Here is a 21,653-nt window from a genome sequence, read left to right on the forward strand (position 1 = left end):
GTCAGCGTGACGCGAGATACGCGGCAAACGCTTCCTCGCTCGAATATTCGGGGACGTATCCGAACTGTTCCTTGAGCCGCCGATTGTCGAGAACCGGTCGGTACTGGAGAAATCCGACGCGCTCCGGACCGTGTTCCGTTACGCCCAATCGCCGTCCGACGCGTAGAACGCCTCGCAACAACCATGCAGGAAGCGTCACCGTGCTCTTGCCCATCCGGGAAGCCAACTCGTCGACGGTCAGCACGCCGTCGCCCGCGACATTGAAGATGCCCACTTGGTTTCCGGTCACGGCCTCCGCAAAAGCGCCCGCGACATCGGTGTGCCAGACGAAGACGAAGGGGCTGTCGCTCCCGGCAACCTTGAGCAGCTTGCGGCGATCGAACAACGCGGTGATCTGATTGTCGACGCTCTCGCCCAAGATCGTGCCGATCCGGAAGACAACTTGTTCCAACTCCGGGTGTTCGACGCGATATTCGGCGAGCATCTCCTCGACCAGGCGTTTGTGGCGACTGTATGTGAATTCGTCGTTGCCTCGGACAGGTACGTCCTCGGTGATCCACGGTGGGTTGTCGGAGTGGTAGCCGTACGCCGCTCCGGACGAAGACACGACGACCCGTCCAACCCCGTGTTCGACGCAGGCCGCGAGCACGTTTCGTGTCCCGTCGACGTCGACGCGGTACTCCTGCTCTGCTGTCGTTTTCTTGCCGGGATTCACGATGGACGCAAGGTGGATCACGACGTTCGGTCGGTACTGACCGAACACCCGCCCCAATTCTGTGGGGTCGCAGACGTCCGCCCTGACGCGGCGGATGCGATCGTCCGGCGTGTCCTTGACCGTGAGGTCGACACAGACGACGGTGATGCCCTGCGCGATCAGTGCGTCGATGACAGCGGTACCCAGGAACCCGTTTCCGCCCGTGACGAGTGCGACGGTCATGCCGGTACCGCCTTTCGGGCGCGTCGCTTGGACCAGATCGTCGCCAGAGCCAACCCGGCGATGATGTCCCAGATCCCCCACCAGCCGGCCACGACGGCCATGCCACCGAGCCCGTCGAAGAACGTGAACACCAGGCCAAGCCCCAGCCCGGCATTGCGGATGCCGACCTCGAAAGAGACGGCGCGACGGCTGTATTCGTTCAACCCGGTGACGGCGCCGCAGAAGTATCCCAGTGCTAGGGCAACCGTGTCGTGCAGGAAGACCGCGAGCAGTACCACCCCGATGTAGTCGACGAAGTACGACGCGTTCCCCGACACCCCCGCGACGATGAAGATCAACAACGCCACCAACGAACCGTTTTTCACCCAAGGCTGCGCTTTCGCGGCGATCTCCGGAAACCTTCGTGCCGCCCAGATGCCGAGAACGAACGGCACACCGATGATCAGGGCGATTTGCGCGACCATCTCGAGCGCATTCAGGTTCACGGACTGCAACAGAGCGTCGGTCTCCGGGCGTCGGCTCCCCCAGAACGCAAGATTGAGCGGCATGAGGAAGATCGCGAGGACGTTCGACACCGCCGTCATGGACACCGAGAGTGCGACGTCGCCGCCCGCCCGGTGAGTCAGGACGTTCGAGATGTTCCCTGGCGGGCAGCACGCCACCAGGATCATGCCGAGTGCTACCGACGGAGCCGGCGAGAGAATCAGCGTCAGGAGAAAAGTCACTGCCGGCAACAGCAGGAACTGCGCAGCAATACCCACCGCCATCGCCTTGGGTTTGGTGAGCGCACGACGAAAGTCGTCGACCGAGGTGTCGAGGGCGATCCCCAGCATGATCGCGGCCAGCACCGCGTTGAGGATCATCAACGATCCCGGGTTGAAGTTGAGCACCACGTCGTCGATCGGCATCACTGTCCTCCCTTCGTCAGAGCGGCATCAAGCAGTCCGATGTGCCGCTTGATCGCCGAGCGGTAGGCGTCCTTGTTCACGTAGTAGGCCATTCGTCCCAACTTCAGGTACTTGTATCCCCCGGACAGATCGGGAGGAGGACCGGCCGCCGCCGCCGAGAATTCCCGCGCCGCGGCGGGGGCTTCGGTACGTGCGGTGATCAATTTGGCCACCAACTCGGCCTGCTCGAAACGGCCCTGCCACCCGAGACCGGATGCTTCGACCATGCCGAGAACAAAGAGATTGTCGTGGCGGCGACTCGCGACGTTGAGGAACAGGTCCGGGGCAGCGCCCGACCAGTCCAAGTCCTCGCGCGCGATGAAGGGATAGTCGAGGTGATACCCCGTGGCGCAGAGAACGAGGTCGTAGTCGGCAGACGATCCGTCGACAAACCGCACCGTCTTCCCCTCGAACCGGTCGACGTCGGCGCGCACGTGCACATCACCGTGCCCGATGTGGTGCAGGATCAACGAGTTCACGACCGGATGCGATTCGTAGATCTTGTAGTCCGGTGCCGGAAATCCGAACCGCACCGGATCACCCGTGAACTGCTTGAGTACCAAGGTGTCGACGCGTTGTTTGATCCACGGCGGCAACGGCTTTCCCTGATTCAAGGTGTCCGAGGGTCGGCCGAACAGATACTTGGGGACGAAGTAGTAGCCTCGCCGAACGCTCAGGTCGACGCACTCGGCCTGGTGGACGGCATCGACGGCGATGTCGCATCCACTGTTGCCCGCTCCGATGACCAGTACCTTCTTCCCGCGGAAGATCTCGGCGCTGCGGTACTGGCTCGTGTGCATCAACGTGCCGGTGAAGTCGCCCCGGAAAGTCGGCATGTTCGGCTTCGACAGCGTTCCGTTCGCGATGATCACGCCTCGATACCGCGCGACTGTTGTCTCACCGCTGCGACTGCGCGTGGTGACCTGCCATAGCGAATCGACCGGCGAAACGTCGACGACGGTAATGCCGAAGGCAAAGTGCCTGCGAAGATCGTGAGTATCGGCGTAGTCGCGGAAATAATCGGCAAGTTCGACGTGGCTCGGGTAGTCGGCCACCGAATCAGCCATCGGGAACTCCGCGAATGCGGTGGTGCCCTTCGAAGAGATGAGGTGCGCCGACTCGTAGACGGTGCTGTGCGGGTTGTCGATGTCCCAGAGCCCACCGACGTCGTCGTGGCTCTCGAAGCCGTCGAACGCTATCCCGGCCCGATCGAGGTTTCGCGCGCCGGCCAATCCAGACGGGCCCGCTCCGATCAGCGCGTACTTCTCCTCTGTGATCATCCGTCGAGCGTCGCAGATAGTCCGAATCTTGCAGCAATATGCCGGATAATGACGTTATGAGTGCACCAGATGCCGGCAACGGTCGCAGGATAGATGAAATCGATCTGAGGATAATCAATGCGCTCCAGCTCGCACCGCGATCGAAGTGGCTTTCGTTGGCCGAACCACTCGAACTCGACGCCGCGACTCTCGCCCGTCGTTGGAATCGACTCTCCGAATCGTCGTTGGCCTGGGTCACGGTCACTCCAGGGCCACAGGTCCTGGGCAGCATCGTCACAGCGATCATCGAAATCGATTGCTCACCTGCTCTTCTCGACACCATCGCGGCACGGCTGACTCGCTCGGCCCACGCCGTGACCATCGAAGCATCAACGGGCAGAGCAGATCTGCTCGTCACAGCCGGTACCGCGGATCTGGCGTCGATGTCGCGCTTCATCTCGGAAGACGTCGCAACGATCGACGGTGTACTGGCGACACGAACCTCGATCATCACACGCTGGTTCACCGAAGGTGGGCGATGGAGACTCAATGCGCTGGCACCGTCCGAGAAGGGTGTGCTGACCACCAGCGAAAACCGTACTGCCGTGCGCGCTCGGCCGACCGGGATATCCGAACAGGATCGCAAGGTTCTGACGAAGCTCGCTTACGACGGGCGCACTCCCATGAAGGAGTTGGCCGACGCGATCGGTGTCAGTCCCGCTGCGTGCAAACGCCAGATCGACCGGCTCACGTCTTCGGGGTTGGTGGCGCTGCGGTGTGAATTCGCGCGGCCGCTGGCCGGGCTTCCCGTGCTCGCCACTTTGTGGTGCCGCGTCGAACCCGAGCTTCTCGATACGGCGGGACGAGTGCTGAGCCGAGCGCCGGAAGTCCGAAACTGTTTCGCGGTGGTGGGCGCCGACAACCTGGTGGTTCAGTTGTGGCTGCATTCTCCTGCAGAACTCGATGCATTCGAAACTCGTCTGCGCAAGGAGATTCCGGGTCTTTGCGTCACGGAACGATCCATCGTGCTGTATTTGCGCAAACTGCTCGGCCACGTGCTCGACCAGCAAGGGCGACGGACGGACACCGTTGCGCCAGATGTGTGGCTTTCCGATTCACCTCAGTCGAAAAGCCGATAACACGACAGAGCCCACGACCACCGGCAACGGTCGTGGGCTCTGTGATCAGTTGAGGAAATCAGCCGCGCATCTGCGCACCGACGGCCTTGGACGCCGCCTCCACTGCCGCATCACGCGCGGCACTGGCCTCGTCCTCGGTCAGCGTCCGGTCGACACCACGGAATCGCAACGCGAACGCGAGCGACTTGCGGCCTTCACCGACCTGCTCGCCCTCGAAGACGTCGAAGAGGCGAATGTCTTCGAGAAGTTCGCCGCCGCCGGAACGCAGAGCTTCCTGCACCTTGGCTGCCGGAATGTCGCGATCGACAACAACTGCCACGTCCTGGAGCACTGCGGGGAACGGCGAAATGCGCGGAGCGGGCAGATTCTCGACCAATGGCAAAGCGTCGAGATCGATTTCCAGTGCGCAGGTGCGCGCGGGCAGTCCCGCGCGCTCGAGAACAGCCGGATGCAGTTCGCCCGCATGACCGACTACGTTGCCGTCAACGACAACCTCGGCGCAACGGCCGGGATGCCACGGCAGGTACTGCGCCGCACGCAGTTCCACCTCGACGCCTGCTGCAGCTGAAATGACCCGCACGGCTGCAAAAGTGTCCGAAGCCTCGGCCTGACGGCCAGGACCCCAGGGGCCGCTCGGCTCACGCAAACCACTCAACACTGCAGCGATGTGCACGGGCTGAGCCGGCAACGACGCGATCAGGTTCGCGATCTGCTCGTCCGTCGGACGACGATCCACCGGCAATGCATCCACCGGCTTGGTGTCGGGGCCCGGCAGGACGACCTGCGCGATGCCGTACAGCGACAGATCACGCTGACCGCGAGAAGCGTTGCGAGCCAGGATCTCCAGCAGACCCGGGAGCAGCGTGGTCGCCAACTCCGGACGATCGGCTTCGAGCGGGTTGAGCACCTTGCTGGTGTTGCGGCGCGGATCATCCGCGTCGAGGCCCCAGACGTCGAAGACGTTCGTCGGCAGGAAGACCGGAGGAAGGACCTCGACGTAACCGGCGTGAGCCACGGCCTTCGAGACCGTGCGCTTTCGCCGCTGCGACGGAGTCAACCCACGTCCGGCCGGAGCGGCGGGAAGCACAGACGGGATCTGCTCGAGACCTTCGAGGCGAAGAACTTCCTCGACGAGGTCCGCAGGCTGCACCAGGTCCGGACGCCACGACGGCGGCGTCGCGACCAACTGGCCGTGTCCTTCTTCGCTGACGCCGACCTCGACGTTGCAGCCAACCTGGGTGAGGCGGCGAGCTGCGGTGCCGTTGGGGTACGTGACTCCGGCGACACGGTCGGGCAGGTCGATATCCATGCGAATGGCAGCGCGAGGGGCGACATCGCCCACGTCGGTCAGGACCGGTTCGATCCGTCCGCCGGCAATCTCGACCAGCAGAGCGGCTGCGCGGTCGACGGCCGCGAGCGGAATTGCCGGATCGACGACGCGCTCGAAACGCTTGCTCGCCTCACTCGGCAGCTTGTGCCGGCGCGCCGTCTTGAAGACTGCGAGCGGATCCCAAGTAGCTCCTTCGAGGAGGATGTCCGTCGTTGCCGTTCCCACCTCGGTGGTTGCGCCGCCCATGACGGCAGCCAGCGAGATGACTCCGGAATCGTCGGCGATGACAACGTCTTCGGGATCGAGCGTGCGTTCGACGTCGTCGAGCGTCGTCAGCTTCTCCCCCGCCTTGGCGCGACGGACCACCAGGTCGCCCTGCACCGAGGTCGCATCGAACGCGTGCAGAGGCTGACCGAGTTCGAGCATCACGTAGTTGGTGACGTCGACGGCCGGCGAGATCGGGCGAACACCCGAGAGCAGAAGTCGACGCTGCAGCCACCACGGGCTCACTGCCTGCGGATCGATACCCGTGATCTTCCGCATCACGAAACGCGAAGCCTTGGACTCCGGTTCGAGGCGCACCGGCCAGGCTTCACCCTCAGCCGGGTGAGCGGGAACCGAAGCGGGATCGGCGTATTCGAGATCGAAGCCGCACGCGAGTTCTCGCGTGAGACCGCGGACCGAGAAGCAGTAGCCACGGTCCGGGGTGATGTTCAGTTCGATGATCGTGTCACCGAGACCGAGCAACTCGTTGCCGTCCGCGCCGGGTTCGGCGGTACCGGGCTCGAGCACCAAGATGCCCGAATGGTCTTTGCCGATACCGAGTTCCGAGACGGAGCAGATCATGCCGTCGGACACCTGGCCGTACGTCTTGCGAGTGGCGATTTCGAATCCGCCGGGCAGCACCGCGCCGGGCAACGCAACGACGACGAGGTCACCCTCGTTGAAATTACGCGCGCCACAGACGATGCCGCGAGGCTCGGGTTCGCCGACCTCGACCTGGCAGAAGCGGATCGGCTTCTTGAACTCGGTCAGTTCGGTGATGGAGACGACCTTGCCGACGACCAACGGGCCGTCGATCGCCTCGAGTGTGTCGAGTTCCTCGACTTCGAGTCCCACCCGGACGAACCCGGCGTCCAGCTCTTCCGGGGTCACCTCCCAGTCCGGAGTTGCCCGCTGCAGGATCTCGGTCAGCCAGGATTGCGCTACTCGCACGTCTGCTCAGCTCTCTCGTTTGTCGATAAGTCTTTGTGAAGGTTCCGCGGACCGGATCGGTCAGCCTGCGACACCGAAGGGCAGCGTGAAACGCACGTCACCCTCGACGATGTCGCGCATGTCCGGGATACCGTTGCGGAACTGCAGGGTCCGCTCGAGGCCCATGCCGAATGCGAAACCCGAGTACTCGTCGGGATCGATACCGCTGGCGCGCAGAACGTTCGGGTTGACCATGCCGCAGCCGCCCCACTCGACCCAGCCTGCGCCGCCCTTCTTGTTCGCGAACCAGACATCGACCTCGGCCGACGGTTCCGTGAACGGGAAGTAGTTGGGGCGCATACGGGTACGCGTCTCGGGGCCGAAAAGGGCACGAGCGAACGCGTCGAGAGTCCCGCGCAGGTTGGCCATGGTCAGGCCCTTGTCGACGGCCAGGCCTTCGACCTGCGAGAAGACAGGCGTGTGGGTCGCATCGAGTTCATCGGTGCGGAACGTGCGGCCCGGGCACACCACGTAGATCGGTACCTCACGCGAGAGCATGGTGCGGACCTGCACCGGCGAGGTGTGGGTACGCAGCACCTGGCGCGAGTTCTCGGGTGCCAGGTGGAAGGTGTCCTGCATCGTGCGGGCAGGGTGATCCGGCAAGAAGTTGAGCGCGTCGAAGTTGAAGTGCTCGGTCTCCACCTCCGGACCCTCGGCAACTTCCCAACCCATCGCGACGAATACGTCGGCGACCTGCTCGGAAATCAGGCTGATCGGGTGACGCGCCCCGACGGGGTGACGATCGGAAGGCAGAGTGACGTCGATTGCCTCGGCAACCAACACCGCGGCGTCACGCTCGGCGAGGAGGACCTCACGACGAGCGTCGTACGCGTTGTTGATCCGAGTGCGGAAGATGTTGACGCGCTTACCGGCGTCCGCCTTTTCCTTGCCCGGAAGGCTGCCGAGTCCCCGGCGAGCGAGGGCGATCGGGGACTTGTCCCCCAGGTGCTCCACCTTGACGTGCGCCAGCGCATCCAGGTCAGCGGCGTCCGCCAGCGCCTTCTCGGCGTTCTCAGCCGCAGCGGTCAACGCCTCTTCGGTGAGTACACTCGCGTCGACCTCCGGCGGTGTCGCGCCCTCATTTTTGGCCACGGCTGTGACGCTCCTGTCGCTTCTCGGTTTACTTCTCGTACTGCGTGCTTCTTGTACTGCTTACTTCTTGTACTGCGAGCGAGCTTTCGAACTCGCTCGAGCATTGTCTCTGCTCTTGTATTGTCTCAGGCTTCCGCAAATGGGATTCCGTGAGGTCTTCGCGTGCGTTTTCAGCCGTGATCGGTGGCGCGATTTTGCACCCGCGCGCTTGCGTACAGGCAAATTGCCGCCGCTGTCGCGAGGTTCAAGCTTTCGGCGCGGCCATGGATCGGAATCCTGACCCGATGATCAGCCTGCGCGGCGATCGCCGGATCGAGACCGTGCGCTTCGTTACCGAACAGCCAGGCCGTCGGCTTGCTCAGCAACTCGTCGGCCTCGTCGAGATCGACCTCGCCGTCAGCTGCAGTCGCGAGAATCTGAATGCCGGCTGCGCGAATCTGCTCGATCACCGACACTGTGTCTCGATCGCGGACGACTGGCAGGTGAAACAGGCTGCCCGCCGACGAACGAACGACCTTGCCGTTATGCGGATCGACGCTGTCGCCGGCGAGGATTGCCGCATCGGCACCCACTGCGTCGGCGATGCGAATGACGGTGCCCGCGTTACCTGGTTCGTTGACCTCGACCGGCACTGCGAGCAGGCGGGTCTCCTGATGGACGGCTGCGCTCAGCGGTACGTCCAGTAGATCGCTGACGGCAACGAGTCCGGGCGGCGTGACGGTATCGCTGAGAGCTTTGATTGCTCGATCGGTCACACGAGCAACACGAACTCCAGCGGTCAGCGCCCGATCGATGACGTGCTGATAGCGCTCGGCTGCGTCCTCGGTGTAGAAGAGGTCGTGTACCGGGCGGGCCTCGCCATTCGAGAGTGCACCGTTCAACAGTTCGGTGACCGAGTTCTCGCCCTCGACGAGGAAACGTCCTGCTTTGCGTCGTTCTGCTGTGCGCAGGAGCTTGACAGCAGAAACGACCCGCGGAGTCCGCTCGGTGAGCGGGTCCACGGGCCGTTGCTGTGATGCGTGAATCAGGCTGCTTCTCCGGCAGGAGCGTTCACGTCAGCCGGCAGAGCGGCCTTCGCGAGTGCGACCAGGCCGGCAAAGGCCTCGGCATCGGAGACAGCGAGCTCGGCCAGGATCTTGCGGTCGACGTCGACCTCTGCCAGACGCAGGCCCTGGATGAGGCGGTTGTACGTGATGTCGTTTGCACGAGCTGCAGCGTTGATACGCGTGATCCACAGCTTGCGGAACTCGCCCTTGCGCGCACGACGGTCGCGGTACGCGTAGGTGAGCGAGTGGAGCTGCTGCTCCTTGGCCTTGGTGTACAGACGCGAACGCTGTCCACGGTAGCCGCTGGATGCAGCAAGAATTGAACGACGCTTCTTCTGGGCGTTGACCGCCCTCTTTACGCGTGCCACTTGAAAAATCCTGTCAATCTAGGGGCTGAAAGTACGGCCCCGGGTGGTCAGTAAGGGGGCGACTCAGATGCCGAGCATGCGCTTGATGCGCGGAGCGTCGTCAGGGCTGACAACAGCGACACCGTCGAGACGACGGGTAACCCTGCTGGACTTGTGCTCGAGAAGGTGGCGACGGCCGGCCTTCTGGCGCATGAGCTTTCCGCTGCCGGACACCTTGAATCGCTTCGAGGCGCCGCTGTGGCTCTTCATCTTGGGCATGGAGTCCTCAGTTCTTGTTACGTGGTGGATCTTGGGAAATCGACTAGCTGGCCGGAGCCTCGGGAGCGGCATCGCCGGTCGTCGGTGCTTCCGGAGCTGCTTCACTGGAAGCCGGTGCGGCCGGAGCCGGACGCGGAGCAGCCTGAGCCACTGGCGCCTGAGCGCTCTCCTGCGCCTTGACACGAGTCTTGGCGCCCTTGTGCGGTGCCAGGACCATCGTCATGTTTCGGCCGTCCTGCTTTGCCGAGGTTTCGACGAATCCGAGATCTGCGACGTCTGCTCCCAGACGCTGCAGAAGGCGGTAGCCGAGTTCGGGGCGTGACTGCTCACGTCCGCGGAACATGATCGTGACCTTGACCTTGGAACCGGCTTCGAGGAAGCGAACGACGTTGCGCTTCTTGGTCTCGTAGTCGTGGTCGTCGATCTTGGGTCGGAGCTTCTGCTCCTTGATGACCGTCAGCTGCTGGTTCTTACGTGACTCACGTGCCTTCTGCGCAGCCTCGTACTTGAACTTGCCGTAGTCCATGATCTTGCAGACCGGTGGACGGGCGTCAGGAGCTACCTCGACCAGGTCGAGGTCGGCCTCAAGGGCCAAGCGGAGTGCATCTTCAACACGCACGATGCCTACCTGTTCGCCGCCAGGTCCGACCAAACGAACCTCGGGAACGCGGATACGATCGTTGATGCGGGTCTCAGTGCTGATGGGGCCTCCTAGGTTGAACGGTGCGGTCTTCATGACCGCACGCAGCCCGTACCGCCCGCACCCCAACAAAAAAGCCCCGCTGTGATGATTGCTCATCCGCGGGGCCCGATGTCGACCGATCACATAAGATCCAGCTCACGCCGAAACCTATCTCCTCGACTGAGCGAGGAACCTGACGAAGAATGATCTCCGATAACAGGTGACCGGAACCACTGAACTGCAGTTTCACCTGCCGCGCAGAGGTGGGAGTCGGACTCCACTTGCTGCCCCCGAACAAGTCGGAGGCGGTCGTTGCAACAAGAGTAACAGGTCGCCACAGATGAAAGAAATCGGTGCCGCTCCCAGTGCTGCCGGGAGAGGCCCGATTCAACACCGTCACGGCCTGATGGAATCCTTACATCCATGAGTGAGAACTTCGAGGCAGAACAGAACACCGACGGCGCGAACCCCGACGTCCGCGAACTCTCCGAAGTTCCCGCGGTCGAGGTCATCAGCCGTGCTGCAGTGATGCTGATGAGTTCAGCTGCCGAAAAACTCGGCCTCTCCGACGCCGATCCGTCTTCCAGCCCCTACCTGGACCTCGACGAAGCGCGTCGCGTCATCACGGCACTTGCCGGACTCGTGACTGCGTCGGTCGAATACCTCGGCCCTCATGCCGGACCCATCCGTGAAGGCCTCCAAGCCCTGCAGCGCGCATTCCGTGAGGCGTCCTCGCACCCGGACGAGCCAGGAAAGGGACCGGGCGAGAAGTTCACCGGTCCGGTCTACTGAGTTGGCAACCGCCAACAAGACTCAACCGACGCCCGAGGACGTCGACGCATTCATTTCACGCGTCGACGACCGCAAACGCGCCGACGCCGTGGAGCTGATCTCCCTGCTGTCGGCCGCAACCGGCGAGCCTGCTGTCATGTGGGGCTCGAGCATCATCGGATTCGGGGCACGGCACTACCGATATGCGAGTGGCCACGAAGGTGACACCCCACTGATCGGGTTCTCCCCCAGGGCCACCGCGCTCACGTTGTACTTGTCGCTGAACTTCGACGACTACACCGACACGCTCGCTCGCCTCGGCAAGCACAAAATCGGCAAGGGCTGCCTGTACGTCAAACGGCTGAGCGACGTCGATGTGACGGCCCTGACCGAACTGATCACGGATTCCGTTGCCGCAGCCCGCAACATGATCGACTGAGTCACTCACCTACGGGGAGAAACAGGCCGAGCGTCTTCGGGCGGTTGCCCGAAGACGGTCGAATCGCGTGGTGTGAAGTGATCGTTCGTCAGCGTGGCCCGACGCATTCGATCGAGTCGAAACCACCGCACCGCGTCGCGCTGGCGACACCAGCCGATAAGAAACCACTGCCCACGGTCCTGCGCCAGAATGTGCGGCTCAACTGCCCGCACCGTCTCCGCACCGTCCCCGTCCACGTAGTGCAACGACACGACGCGGCTCTGCTCGAGACCCTGCTCGACGGCTTGCCGGTTCGCGCGCGAATCCGTCAGAGCCCCGCCGTCACCGCGAATCCACACGCGGCCACCGAGCTCCGCGACCTTACGACGACTCTCCTCGTCCATCACATCGAGCAGTTTCGCCAGCGCTGCTCGCCCATCCGGCGCAAACGGAGCATCACCCATCGCCGTCAAGGCCAACGCGATCGAAACTGCTTGCGGAACAGTGAAATTCACCGGCGGTAGCGTGGCGCGACCCACGAGTCGGTAACCACCCCCGGGGCCTGAGCGCGCTTCGATCGCCGCACCCGACATCATCAGCGTCTCGATATCCCTCTTGATCGTCCGGGTGGTGACACCGAATTCCTCGGACAATCGGGAGCACGTAGTCCCTCGATCGCCCTGTCGCCGAAGTTCCTCGACGAGAGCATGCAATCTCGCAGCTCGATTCACGTTCACCAGTGTCTCAGATTCCGATACCAAACGGTGACATAATTGGTGACACTCTGTTGTCACCAACCCGGGTGCACTGTGAGTACATGAAAACTCACATCGTTCTTGTTCCCGGATTCTGGCTCGGTTCATGGGCTTGGGATGCAGTACTCCCCCACCTCGAGCGTTCCGACACCCGCGTGACCAGCCTGACACTGCCCGGGCTCGACGCCGTAGACACAGATCGATCAGCGGTCACCTTCGACGCTCACGTCCGTGCAGTCGTCGACGCCGTATCGGACTCCGACGAGCGCACGGTCTTGGTCGTACACAGCGGCGCCGGCCCGGTGGGGTACGCCGTCACCGATCGCATCCCGGATCGCGTCGCTCGGATCGTCTACGTCGACTCGGGCCCCATGCCCGACGGCGCAGCGCTGCGACCGGATCTGGCTTCCGATGTCATCGAGATTCCGCTCCCCACGTGGGCAGAGCTCGAAGCGGACGGCAGCAGCCTCGAAGGACTCGACGAGAAAGCTCTGGAGACGTTCCGCGCCAACGCGGTACCCGAACCGGCTGGGCCCGCGCGTGAGCCGATTGTCCTGATGAACGAAAAGCGCTACCAGGTGCCGTCAACCGTCGTTTGCAGCACGTTCCCCTCCGCGGTGATCGCCCAGATGGCCGACGGAGGTCATCCGATGGCCGCCGAACTGGCGAAACTCCCCGTGACGTACGTCGACCTCCCGACCGGCCATTGGCCGATGTGGTCGCGCCCCGAAGAGGTCGCCAACGTAATTCTCGAGGCCAGCACTTCCTGATCGACAAAGCAGTGATGCCGGGTCGATTCCGACCCGGCATCACTGACCGATTTCTACTTGCTCACGTTCTACTAGCTCACGGAAGCGGCTTTCTTCCGTGGCGCGGCCTTCTTTGCGGCAACTGCCTTCGTTGCACGCTTCTTGGTGATCGGCTTGGCCTTGACCGGCGCGTGCTGTGCGGTGAGAACCTCACTGAGGAACTTGCCCGTGTAGCTCTCGGGGACCGCGGCAACGTCTTCCGGAGTACCTTGCGCCACAACGGTTCCGCCGCCGGATCCACCCTCGGGCCCCATGTCGACGACCCAGTCCGACGTCTTGATCACGTCGAGATTGTGCTCGATCACGATCACGCTGTTGCCCTTGTCCACCAGACCGTTGATCACGATCAGGAGCTTGCGGATGTCCTCGAAATGCAGACCCGTGGTGGGCTCGTCGAGGATGTACACCGTGCGACCGGTGGACCGCTTCTGCAATTCGGCGGCGAGCTTGACGCGCTGCGCTTCACCACCGGACAGAGTCGGAGCCGGCTGACCCAGTCGGACATAGCCCAGGCCGACGTCGACCAGCGTCTTGAGGTACCGGTGAATTGAGGTGACCGGCTGGAAGAACTCGGCTGCTTCCTCGATAGGCATGTCGAGTACCTCGGCGATCGACTTGCCCTTGTAGTGGACCTCGAGCGTTTCGCGGTTGTACCGGGCGCCGTGGCATACCTCGCAGGGCACGTACACGTCCGGCAGGAAGTTCATCTCGATCTTCAGCGTTCCGTCGCCGGAGCACGCCTCGCAGCGTCCGCCCTTGACGTTGAACGAGAATCGGCCGGGCTGGTAACCGCGGACTTTCGCTTCCGTGGTGGCCGCGAACAGGGTTCGGATCTTGTCGAACACGCCGGTGTACGTCGCCGCGTTCGATCGTGGAGTCCGGCCGATCGGAGACTGATCGACCTGCACGAGCTTGTCCAGCTGATCGAGTCCGTTGATTCGTGTGTGACGGCCAGGCACCTGGCGTGCACCGTTGAGCTTGTTCGCCATGACGGTCGCGAGAATGTCGTTGACCAACGTCGACTTGCCCGAACCGGAGACACCGGTGACAGCGGTGAGAACACCCAGCGGGAAACTCACGTCGATGCCGTCGAGATTGTGCTCGCGAGCTCCGACGACCGTGACCTGGCGTTTGCGATCCACCGGCCGACGAATGGCCGGAACCTCGATGAAGCTGCGACCCGACAGGTAGGCGCCGGTCAGAGATTCTTCACACGTCAGCAGTTCTTCGTACGGTCCGCTGTGGACGACCTTGCCGCCGTGCTCGCCGGCGTACGGTCCGATGTCGACTACCCAGTCGGACGTGCGGATAGTGTCTTCGTCGTGCTCGACGACGATCAGCGTGTTGCCGAGGTCGCGCAAGCGCGTCAGGGTTTCGATCAGTCGTCGATTGTCACGCTGATGCAGGCCGATGGACGGCTCGTCGAGTACATACAGCACGCCGACGAGTCCGGAACCGATCTGCGTTGCCAAGCGGATTCGCTGGGCCTCGCCACCGGACAACGTGCCAGCGGCACGCGAGAGGGAAAGGTATTCCAAGCCGACGTCGAGCAGGAACCCGAGTCGTGCCTGAACTTCCTTGAGGACCTGACCCGCAATCGCCTCTTCGCGCGAACCGAGAGTGAGGCTGTTCAAGAAGTCCGCGCAATCGGAGATCGACAGTTCACAGACCTCGGCGATGGACTTACTGCCGAAGTCTCCAGCCGCGATAGTTACCGACAGGATTTCCGGGCGCAGGCGAGCACCACCACACGCCGGGCACGGCGTGTCGCGCATGTACCCGTCGTACCGTTCCTTCATCTGATCCGATTCGGTCTGCTCGAGCCGGCGATGCAGGAACGGCATCACACCTTCGAACTCCGCGTAGTAAGAACGGGTACGGCCGTACCGATTCTTGTACCGGACGTGAACCTGCTCCTCGCTGCCTTCGAGGATTGCTTTGCGGGCCTTCGCCGGCAACTTGTTCCACGGCGTCTTCATGTCGAAACCGAGGATGTCGCCGAGGCCGGAGAGCAACCGTCCGAAGTACTCCGAACTCTGGCCCATCGACCACGGCGCGATCGCTCCGTCTTCGAGGCTCAGGTCGGGATCGGGAACCACCAGATCCGGGTCGACCTCCTTGCGGATACCGAGGCCAGTGCATTCCGGGCAGGCGCCGTAGGGCGAGTTGAAGGAGAACGAGCGCGGTTCGAGATCGTCGATCGCGAGTGCGTGGCCATTCGGGCAGGCCAGCTTCTCGGAGAAACGACGCTCACGATCAGGTGCATTTTCTTCACGGTCGACGAAGTCGAGGACCACGATGCCTTCAGCCAAGCGAAGTGCGGTCTCGACCGAGTCGGTCAGGCGCTGCTTCGAACTCGCCTTGACCTGCAATCGGTCGACCACTACTTCGATGTCGTGCTTTTCCTGCTTCTTGAGCTTCGGCGGATCGGCCAGCGAATGGACGACACCGTCGACGCGCACTCGCGAGTAGCCCTGGGTGTTGAGCTGATCGAAGAGATCGACGAACTCGCCCTTACGAGTACGGACCACTGGTGCGAGGACCTGGAACTTGATGCCCTCTTCCATCTCGAGCACCTGGTCGACGATCTGCTGGGGCGTCTGACGTGCGATCTTCTCACCACACACCGGGCAGTGCGCCGAACCTGCGCGGGCATAGAGAAGTCGGAGGTAGTCGTAGACCTCGGTAATGGTGCCCACCGTCGAACGGGGGTTGCGGTTGGTCGACTTCTGGTCGATCGACACCGCAGGAGACAATCCCTCGATGAAGTCCACATCCGGCTTGTCCATCTGACCGAGGAACTGACGCGCGTATGCCGAGAGCGACTCGACGTAGCGGCGCTGACCTTCGGCGAAGATCGTGTCGAACGCGAGGCTGGACTTGCCGGAGCCGGACAACCCGGTGAAGACGATCAGGCTGTCTCGCGGGAGGTCGAGATCGACTCCTCGCAGATTGTGCTCACGCGCACCCCGCACGATCAGGCGATCCGCCACACCAATTCCCTTCATTGTCAATCGTCCGGGGCCGTCCCCCCGGAGAAGTCTCGAGTGGCCTCGCAAACGCGAGTCCTCGAGCGATCGTCATCGTAGGCCGAGCCACCGACACGTTTTTCTCACCAGGCGAGCCCATCGCTCTACCTGCCCCTATTCGAAGGTAGCCTGCGTTTCATGACGAATCAGCCCATCGTGATCGACGACTCCTACACCGGTCAGGTCTCCCCCGATTCTGCCCCTCAGCGGCGCACAGTCGAAGGCGCCGTCATCACGAAGATGTCGGTCGGCCCCATGGACAACAACACTTACCTCGTCGTCTGTTCCACGACCGGGAAATCTCTCCTGATCGATGCGGCCAACGAAGCCGAGAAGATCATCGCGCTTATCGAACAGGAAGCACCTGTTTTCGATTCCATCGTCACCACCCACCAGCACGGCGATCACTGGTTGGCCCTCGAAGACGTTCACGCCGCAACCAAGGTGCCGACCGCCGCGCACCCCCTCGACGCAGAGGTCCTTCCCGTCACCCCGGACGTGCTCCTCGAAGACGGCGACAAGGTGACCGTTGGCAACTTGAGCCTCGACGTCATTCACCTGTCCGGCCACACGCCCGGCTCCATCGCGCTGGCTCTCACCGAACCGAGCGGACAGGTTCACCTCTTCACCGGCGACTCACTCTTCCCCGGCGGAGTAGGCAAGACCGCCGACCCCGAGAAGTTCACTTCTCTGCTCGACGACGTGGAAAACAAGCTGTTCGGAAGGTACGACGACGCGACCGTCGTCTACCCCGGGCATGGCAAGGACACGACGCTCGGCGCCGAGCGCCCGCACCTGGCGGAGTGGCGCGAACGCGGTTGGTGACGTTTCACCTGTTCCGTACTGGACCCCGCTAACCGACTTGGCTGTCGACCTGTTCACCGTTGACCCGAAGTCGCGGAAGCCAGGTCGACAGAGTCCGGCCCAGTCCTTCGACCATCCGTTCCCCGAACACACACAGCGTGCGTTCCCACGGATGGCCGAAGGTCCCTTCCGTGAAGTCGTCCCGACTGAATATGTAGTAGTCACCGTTCGGATAGACCGGGACACGCCACTCCGCAAGCTCCTTCGCAGCAGCGTGTGCCTCCGCGTCGAAGGTGTAGCCCGGATGCTGCCAATCCAGAACGACGAAGTTGGGATCGTCGTTCAAATCGGTGACAAAACAGCGCAGCGCTTCGGCGTTGATCGCATCCACGCGAGCGGCCCACGCCCCTGGAGTCGCAGCTGGCGCCGCACCCAAATCGAAGACCACGGACGGGATGGGCTCGGCGATGGCGGGCCAAGATCGTGCGTCGATGCCGGGCGTGAACCCAAAGCGGTCACGAAAGATCGCCCAGTTTCTCTCGTTCTCCTCGTCCGACAGCTGTCCCCAGCCGGTGGGAAGGGTCGAGCCGAAGTTCTGAGTCATCTTGGTGGTCACAACACCATCGTGCTCGAACGGTGCGCATACTGTGACACCTTCGAACACGCCGTATGCGGATACGCGGTAACGGATACTTCAGAACGGTGTGTCCGGATCAGTGGAGAAGTCATCGTCGCAGTACAGCGCGTTTCGGCGACCAGGAATCCGTCAACCGGGTCAGGCGTGCCGGGATCGCCGAACCGGACCAATTCCTTGTGAGATCGCTAGGGTGGAAAACGAACCTACATCGGGAGGCTTGAAACATGCTGGTACGTCGAATTGCTCGTCCACTGCTTTCCACGATCTTCATCGCCGGGGGAATCGATGCTTTGCGCAACCCTGCTCAGCGAGCAGCCAAAGCGTCACCGCTGATCGACAAATCCGTCGAGACGCTGCCAGGAGCAGTGACGCAGAAGGTGCCTGCTGATCCGGAAACACTCGTCAAGATCAACGCCGCCGTCCAGATCGGCGGCGGTGCCCTGCTGGCCACCGGCAAGGCGCCGCGGCTCGCGTCGTTGGTGCTCGCGGGGAGCCTGGTACCGACCACGCTTGCCGGTCACGACTTCTGGAACGAAACCGATCCGTCACTGCGAGCGATGCAGCGCACCAACTTCATCAAGAACGTCAGCTTGCTCGGCGGACTGATGATCGCCTCCGTCGACACCGAGGGCAAGCCGTCGCTCGGCTGGCGCGGCCGTCGCGCCGCGAAGAAAGCCCAGGCGTCTATCGCCGCGGCACTTCCATTGGTCGCATCGCAGACCGATCACACGAGCGATCGCGTCGAGCATGCTCTGTCGGTGGCATCCGAACGCGGTTCCGAGCTTGCCGAAACCGCGAAGGCACACGGCACGGATTGGCTCGAACTTGCGAAGGAGCGCAGCTCCGAGTTCGCGGAGATCGCGAGCAAGCGAGCCGCGGAATTCGGAGAGGTCGCCAAGGAACGCGGCCCGGACATCCTCGAAGTCGCGCAGAAGCGCGGCTCCGAACTGGCCGAGACCGCACGCGAGCGCAGCGCCGAACTGGCAGAGCTGGCGAGCAAGCGCAGCTCCGAGTTCGCCGAACTCGCGCTCGAAAAGAGCAACGAGTGGGCCGAAACGGCGTCGGAGCAGACCGAGGTGCTGGGTAAGCGTGCCCGAAAGCGCGCCGAGAAGGCGCTCGAAAAGGCTCGCGCCAAGAAGGACGAATTGACGCACTGAGTGCACTGAAAGACACGGTCAGGCCACCTTCGGGTGGCCTGACCTGTATCTATGCGGCAGTTCATCTGGGGGAACTAGACTGTCGTGGCGCTTTTGCAGCGCGTGAATTTCTCATCAAGCCTAGGAGATCCTTTGCCCGACGCGGACCCGTCACTGAACGAGCAAGAGCTCGAGCAGCAGTACGTGACGATGTTGTACTCCCGTCTCGACGATCTTCGAAAGTATGCCCAAACTCGCTTGAGCACGGTCCTCCTCGAGACCGGCGGAACCCCGCAAGCACGCAGTGAACGCGAATCCTTCAACGCCATGTACACCGAGGATCTCGCCAAGTACGACGCAGCCGAGAACGGAATGTGTTTCGGACGCATCGACTTCGACGACGAGCGACGCTACGTCGGCCGACTCGGAATTCTGGACACCGACAACGACTACGAAACGCTACTGCTCGACTGGCGAGCTCCGATGGCACGCCCGTTCTATCTGGCGACGCCCGCGGCACCTGAGGGCGTGAAGCGGCGACGCCATATTCGCAGTCGGAGCCGCACCGTCACCGGCATCAACGACGAATATCTGGACCTCGACGCAGCCCGCGCCGCGGGCGTGGTGACCGAAGCCGGCGGCGTCGCCGGTGAGAGCGCTCTCCTGGACGCTCTGAACGCAGCGCGTACGGGTCAGATGAACGACATCGTCGAGACCATTCAGAGTGAGCAAGATTCCATCATCCGCTCCGAGCACAAAAGCGTTCTGGTGGTCCAGGGCGGTCCGGGTACCGGCAAAACCGCAGTCGCCCTTCACCGTGCCGCCTTCTTGCTCTACACCTACCGTCAGCAACTGGCCAAGGCCGGAGTTCTCATCATCGGGCCGAACGCGACGTTTCTCGACTACATCAGCCAGGTCCTTCCTTCACTCGGCGAGACCGGAGTTCTGCTCTCGACGATCGGGGACCTGTATCCCGGAGTGCGTGCGACTCGTACGGATTCCCTCGCCGCCGGTGAGATCAAGGGTTCCCTCGCGATCCTCGACGTACTCAAGAACGCCGTCCGGGATCGGCAGGAAGTTCCGTCGAAGCCGATAACCCTTCGATTCGACACGTACGACTTGAAACTGGATCGCAAGACTGTCACGAAGGCGCGCGGGCGTGCTCGGTCGTCGCGTCGCCCACACAACCTGGCGCGCCCGATCTTCGTGGCAGCAGTCATCGAGGCGTTGGCACTGCAGATGGCCGAACTCATCGGCGGAAACCTCGTCGACGGTGGGTCACTCCTCAGTCGGGACGACATCGCCGACATTCGCGACGAGATGCGTGAGGACCCGGACATCATGTCCGCCATCGCGAAGCTGTGGCCCGAATTGTCGCCGCAGCAAATCCTCGCGGAACTGTGGACGTCGCCGGCGCGGTTGGCCAAGGCAGCACCGCAACTCGACGACGCCCAACGCGACGAGCTTCTGCAGAGCGTCGGACCGGGTTTCAGTGCGGCCGATGCTCCCCTGCTCGACGAACTGGCCGAGATTCTCGGCGTCGACGACGCCGCCGAACGCGAACGCGCACAACGTGAATGGCGCGCGCAGATCGCCGACGCTCAGGGCGCCCTCGACATCCTCACCGGCTCTGCACCACAGGACCTCGAGGACGAGATGGATCCCGAGATCTTGATGGCGTACGACTTGATCGACGCCAGCCAACTCGCCCAACGCCACGATCAAGGTCAGCGTCAGACGACGGCGGAACGCGCTGCCGGCGACCGGACGTGGACCTACGGTCACGTGATCGTCGACGAAGCCCAAGAGCTCTCCGAAATGGCGTGGCGAATGCTGATGCGGCGCATACCGAATCGCTGGATGACGTTGGTCGGCGATACAGCCCAGACCGGGGATCCGGCGGGAACCTCGTCCTGGCAGAAGATTCTCGAGCCTTACGTCGCCAAGCGCTGGAAGCTCACCGAACTGACCGTCAACTACCGAACTCCTTCGGAGATCATGGATGTCGCGCACCGTGTACTCGAAGAGATCGACCCGGAGCAATCCGTGCCCCGGTCGGTACGCGACAGCGGATTCGCGCCGTGGGCGCTCAAGACCACGGCCGAAGAATTGGAATCGACCGTGCGCCGTTGCATCGAGTCCGAGTCGCATCCCGGTATCACCGCAGTGATCGCCGGTTCCGAGGTCGTTGCCGATCTGGCGGGCATTGCGAGTGACACCGTAAGCGTCCTGTCCGTCAAGGACGTCAAGGGACTCGAGTTCGACACCGTATTGATCGTCGAACCTGCCGACATTCTCGACGAGTCACCACGCGGAATGAACGACCTCTACGTCGCATTGACCCGCGCTACCCAGAGGCTCGGCATCATTCACGTCGAGTCGCTCCCCTCGGTTCTCGACGGCGTCGAAGCAGCAGAGTTGGCCTTCGATTCGTGAGCATCACGGAGTAGGTTCGTGCGTGACACCACGAATGGTGGTGTCACTCCAATTTGTGTCGACGACTGAAGGAATGACCCCTCGTGCTTGGCCTGCCCGCAAGTTCCGCCGCACCCATCCGCAAGATCGCTCGCGTGGTGATCGGCGTCGGGATGCTTGCGGCGGTGACAGCCGGTTGCTCAGAGGATGATTCGAGTTCGACGGCTGCTGCCGGCAGCGACGACATCGCTGCTGTTGCTGCCGCACCGACAGAAAAACCGGTAGACGAGGCAGATCGGCTGCGGGCGGCGCTTGCGTCTACCGGGGTCACGCCCGCCTTTTCCGACGACATGTTGCAGGCGCTCGGTGACGGCGTCTGCCAGCAGCTCGCGGCCGGAACGGATCGAGCGATGATCATCGCGAATCTGCGGGCGGTATCGCTGAACGGAGCAAGCGAACCAATGGTCACCTCCGGAAACGGCTCGGCCGCATCGACAACACCCCCCAGCGCCGATCAGCTGGCTGAAGTGTTCGTCGATGCGGCCGAGGCCGACTACTGCCGGTAGT

At 62.9% G+C, this 21,653-nt stretch carries 20 protein-coding genes; 8 read left to right on the forward strand and 12 right to left on the reverse strand.

Annotated elements, in window-relative coordinates:
* Window position 1: 1 nt before the first annotated feature.
* The 3 genes from ACBG85_RS15490 to ACBG85_RS15500 are packed head-to-tail and all read right to left on the reverse strand — an operon-like array spanning window position 2 to window position 3,164.
* A complete protein-coding gene (locus ACBG85_RS15490) occupies window positions 2–937 on the reverse strand; it encodes an SDR family oxidoreductase (protein WP_054781544.1) in 936 nt (311 codons plus the stop codon).
* Complete coding sequence (locus ACBG85_RS15495) at window positions 934–1,845, reverse strand: bile acid:sodium symporter family protein (RefSeq protein WP_007736251.1); 912 nt, start codon at window positions 1,843–1,845, stop codon at window positions 934–936. The genes ACBG85_RS15490 and ACBG85_RS15495 overlap by 4 nt, the downstream gene beginning before the upstream one ends.
* Complete coding sequence (locus ACBG85_RS15500; protein WP_007736253.1) at window positions 1,845–3,164, reverse strand: NAD(P)/FAD-dependent oxidoreductase; 1,320 nt, start codon at window positions 3,162–3,164, stop codon at window positions 1,845–1,847. The genes ACBG85_RS15495 and ACBG85_RS15500 overlap by 1 nt, the downstream gene beginning before the upstream one ends.
* Window positions 3,165–3,220: 56 nt before the next feature.
* Here ACBG85_RS15500 and ACBG85_RS15505 point away from each other — a divergent pair, with 56 nt between their 5' ends.
* Window positions 3,221–4,282 carry an Lrp/AsnC family transcriptional regulator gene (locus ACBG85_RS15505; RefSeq protein WP_063316069.1) on the forward strand — a complete coding sequence of 354 codons (1,062 nt, stop codon included), beginning with the start codon at window positions 3,221–3,223 and terminating at the stop codon, window positions 4,280–4,282.
* Window positions 4,283–4,340: 58 nt separating this feature from the next.
* Here the strand turns inward: ACBG85_RS15505 and pheT are convergent, their stop codons facing one another.
* The 6 genes from pheT to infC all read right to left on the reverse strand — a co-directional run bounded on the left by pheT (window position 4,341) and on the right by infC (window position 10,366).
* Window positions 4,341–6,827, reverse strand: coding sequence for a phenylalanine--tRNA ligase subunit beta (gene pheT / locus ACBG85_RS15510; RefSeq protein ID WP_311093581.1), 2,487 nt, complete (start codon window positions 6,825–6,827; stop codon window positions 4,341–4,343).
* A 60-nt stretch (window positions 6,828–6,887) separates the two neighbouring features.
* Window positions 6,888–7,958: a phenylalanine--tRNA ligase subunit alpha gene (gene pheS / locus ACBG85_RS15515; protein ID WP_003944109.1), complete on the reverse strand. Its 1,071-nt coding sequence runs from the start codon at window positions 7,956–7,958 to the stop codon at window positions 6,888–6,890.
* 170 nt (window positions 7,959–8,128) lie between these two features.
* A complete protein-coding gene (locus ACBG85_RS15520; protein WP_030536731.1) occupies window positions 8,129–8,959 on the reverse strand; it encodes an RNA methyltransferase in 831 nt (276 codons plus the stop codon).
* Between the two features lie 23 nt (window positions 8,960–8,982).
* Window positions 8,983–9,372, reverse strand: coding sequence for a 50S ribosomal protein L20 (gene rplT, locus ACBG85_RS15525; protein ID WP_003944011.1), 390 nt, complete (start codon window positions 9,370–9,372; stop codon window positions 8,983–8,985).
* Between the two features lie 63 nt (window positions 9,373–9,435).
* Window positions 9,436–9,630 carry a 50S ribosomal protein L35 gene (rpmI, locus tag ACBG85_RS15530; RefSeq protein ID WP_003944043.1) on the reverse strand — a complete coding sequence of 65 codons (195 nt, stop codon included), beginning with the start codon at window positions 9,628–9,630 and terminating at the stop codon, window positions 9,436–9,438.
* Window positions 9,631–9,673: 43 nt separating this feature from the next.
* Window positions 9,674–10,366 carry a translation initiation factor IF-3 gene (infC, locus tag ACBG85_RS15535; RefSeq protein WP_075833310.1) on the reverse strand — a complete coding sequence of 231 codons (693 nt, stop codon included), beginning with the start codon at window positions 10,364–10,366 and terminating at the stop codon, window positions 9,674–9,676.
* A gap of 369 nt (window positions 10,367–10,735) precedes the next feature.
* Here infC and ACBG85_RS15540 point away from each other — a divergent pair, with 369 nt between their 5' ends.
* On the forward strand, window positions 10,736–11,104 hold the full coding sequence (locus ACBG85_RS15540) for a DUF1844 domain-containing protein (RefSeq protein ID WP_007736262.1): 369 nt from the start codon (window positions 10,736–10,738) through the stop codon (window positions 11,102–11,104).
* Between the two features lies 1 nt (window position 11,105).
* Entirely contained in the window at window positions 11,106–11,522 is a 417-nt protein-coding gene (locus tag ACBG85_RS15545) for a DUF1801 domain-containing protein (protein ID WP_030536732.1), read from the forward strand.
* A gap of 5 nt (window positions 11,523–11,527) precedes the next feature.
* Here ACBG85_RS15545 and ACBG85_RS15550 read toward each other — a convergent pair whose 3' ends face one another.
* Complete coding sequence (locus ACBG85_RS15550; protein WP_047270467.1) at window positions 11,528–12,238, reverse strand: YafY family protein; 711 nt, start codon at window positions 12,236–12,238, stop codon at window positions 11,528–11,530.
* Window positions 12,239–12,318: 80 nt separating this feature from the next.
* On the opposite strand from ACBG85_RS15550, the gene ACBG85_RS15555 reads away from it, so the two are divergent.
* A complete protein-coding gene (locus ACBG85_RS15555; protein ID WP_372023943.1) occupies window positions 12,319–13,026 on the forward strand; it encodes an alpha/beta fold hydrolase in 708 nt (235 codons plus the stop codon).
* Between the two features lie 71 nt (window positions 13,027–13,097).
* Here the strand turns inward: ACBG85_RS15555 and uvrA are convergent, their stop codons facing one another.
* Window positions 13,098–16,058 (reverse strand): excinuclease ABC subunit UvrA, encoded by a 2,961-nt coding sequence (gene uvrA, locus ACBG85_RS15560; RefSeq protein ID WP_024487477.1) that lies wholly within the window; start codon window positions 16,056–16,058, stop codon window positions 13,098–13,100.
* Between the two features lie 174 nt (window positions 16,059–16,232).
* Here uvrA and ACBG85_RS15565 point away from each other — a divergent pair, with 174 nt between their 5' ends.
* Window positions 16,233–16,919 (forward strand): MBL fold metallo-hydrolase, encoded by a 687-nt coding sequence (locus ACBG85_RS15565; protein WP_030536735.1) that lies wholly within the window; start codon window positions 16,233–16,235, stop codon window positions 16,917–16,919.
* Between the two features lie 28 nt (window positions 16,920–16,947).
* On the opposite strand, the gene ACBG85_RS15570 is transcribed toward ACBG85_RS15565, so the two are convergent.
* Entirely contained in the window at window positions 16,948–17,514 is a 567-nt protein-coding gene (locus ACBG85_RS15570) for a DUF2716 domain-containing protein (protein WP_223304674.1), read from the reverse strand.
* A gap of 245 nt (window positions 17,515–17,759) precedes the next feature.
* Here ACBG85_RS15570 and ACBG85_RS15575 point away from each other — a divergent pair, with 245 nt between their 5' ends.
* The 3 genes from ACBG85_RS15575 to ACBG85_RS15585 all read left to right on the forward strand — a co-directional run bounded on the left by ACBG85_RS15575 (window position 17,760) and on the right by ACBG85_RS15585 (window position 21,652).
* The gene (locus ACBG85_RS15575) at window positions 17,760–18,692 is read left to right on the forward strand and encodes a DoxX family protein (RefSeq protein WP_003944048.1); all 933 of its coding nucleotides are present in this window, start codon (window positions 17,760–17,762) and stop codon (window positions 18,690–18,692) included.
* A gap of 132 nt (window positions 18,693–18,824) precedes the next feature.
* Window positions 18,825–21,107, forward strand: a complete 2,283-nt coding sequence (locus ACBG85_RS15580; protein ID WP_372023946.1) for an ATP-binding domain-containing protein — start codon at window positions 18,825–18,827, stop codon at window positions 21,105–21,107.
* An 83-nt stretch (window positions 21,108–21,190) separates the two neighbouring features.
* Window positions 21,191–21,652, forward strand: coding sequence for a DUF732 domain-containing protein (locus tag ACBG85_RS15585; protein WP_007728747.1), 462 nt, complete (start codon window positions 21,191–21,193; stop codon window positions 21,650–21,652).
* The last annotated feature ends 1 nt before the right edge of the window (window position 21,653 follow it).

This window comes from Rhodococcus sp. NyZ502 (genome assembly GCF_041464245.1).
Taxonomy (GTDB): domain Bacteria; phylum Actinomycetota; class Actinomycetes; order Mycobacteriales; family Mycobacteriaceae; genus Rhodococcus_F; species Rhodococcus_F qingshengii.

Bases quoted from the DNA above. Each gene is read 5' to 3' on its own strand.
- ACBG85_RS15500 (WP_007736253.1), bottom strand. From the start codon at position 3,164: ATGATCACAGAGGAGAAGTACGCGCTGATCGGAGCGGGCCCGTCTGGA.
- ACBG85_RS15565 (WP_030536735.1), top strand. From the start codon at position 16,233: ATGACGAATCAGCCCATCGTGATCGACGACTCCTACACCGGTCAGGTC.
- ACBG85_RS15505 (WP_063316069.1), top strand. From the start codon at position 3,221: ATGAGTGCACCAGATGCCGGCAACGGTCGCAGGATAGATGAAATCGAT.
- infC (WP_075833310.1), bottom strand. From the start codon at position 10,366: ATGAAGACCGCACCGTTCAACCTAGGAGGCCCCATCAGCACTGAGACC.
- ACBG85_RS15575 (WP_003944048.1), top strand. From the start codon at position 17,760: ATGCTGGTACGTCGAATTGCTCGTCCACTGCTTTCCACGATCTTCATC.
- rpmI (WP_003944043.1), bottom strand. From the start codon at position 9,630: ATGCCCAAGATGAAGAGCCACAGCGGCGCCTCGAAGCGATTCAAGGTG.
- ACBG85_RS15490 (WP_054781544.1), bottom strand. From the start codon at position 937: ATGACCGTCGCACTCGTCACGGGCGGAAACGGGTTCCTGGGTACCGCT.
- ACBG85_RS15495 (WP_007736251.1), bottom strand. From the start codon at position 1,845: ATGCCGATCGACGACGTGGTGCTCAACTTCAACCCGGGATCGTTGATG.
- ACBG85_RS15540 (WP_007736262.1), top strand. From the start codon at position 10,736: ATGAGTGAGAACTTCGAGGCAGAACAGAACACCGACGGCGCGAACCCC.
- ACBG85_RS15555 (WP_372023943.1), top strand. From the start codon at position 12,319: ATGAAAACTCACATCGTTCTTGTTCCCGGATTCTGGCTCGGTTCATGG.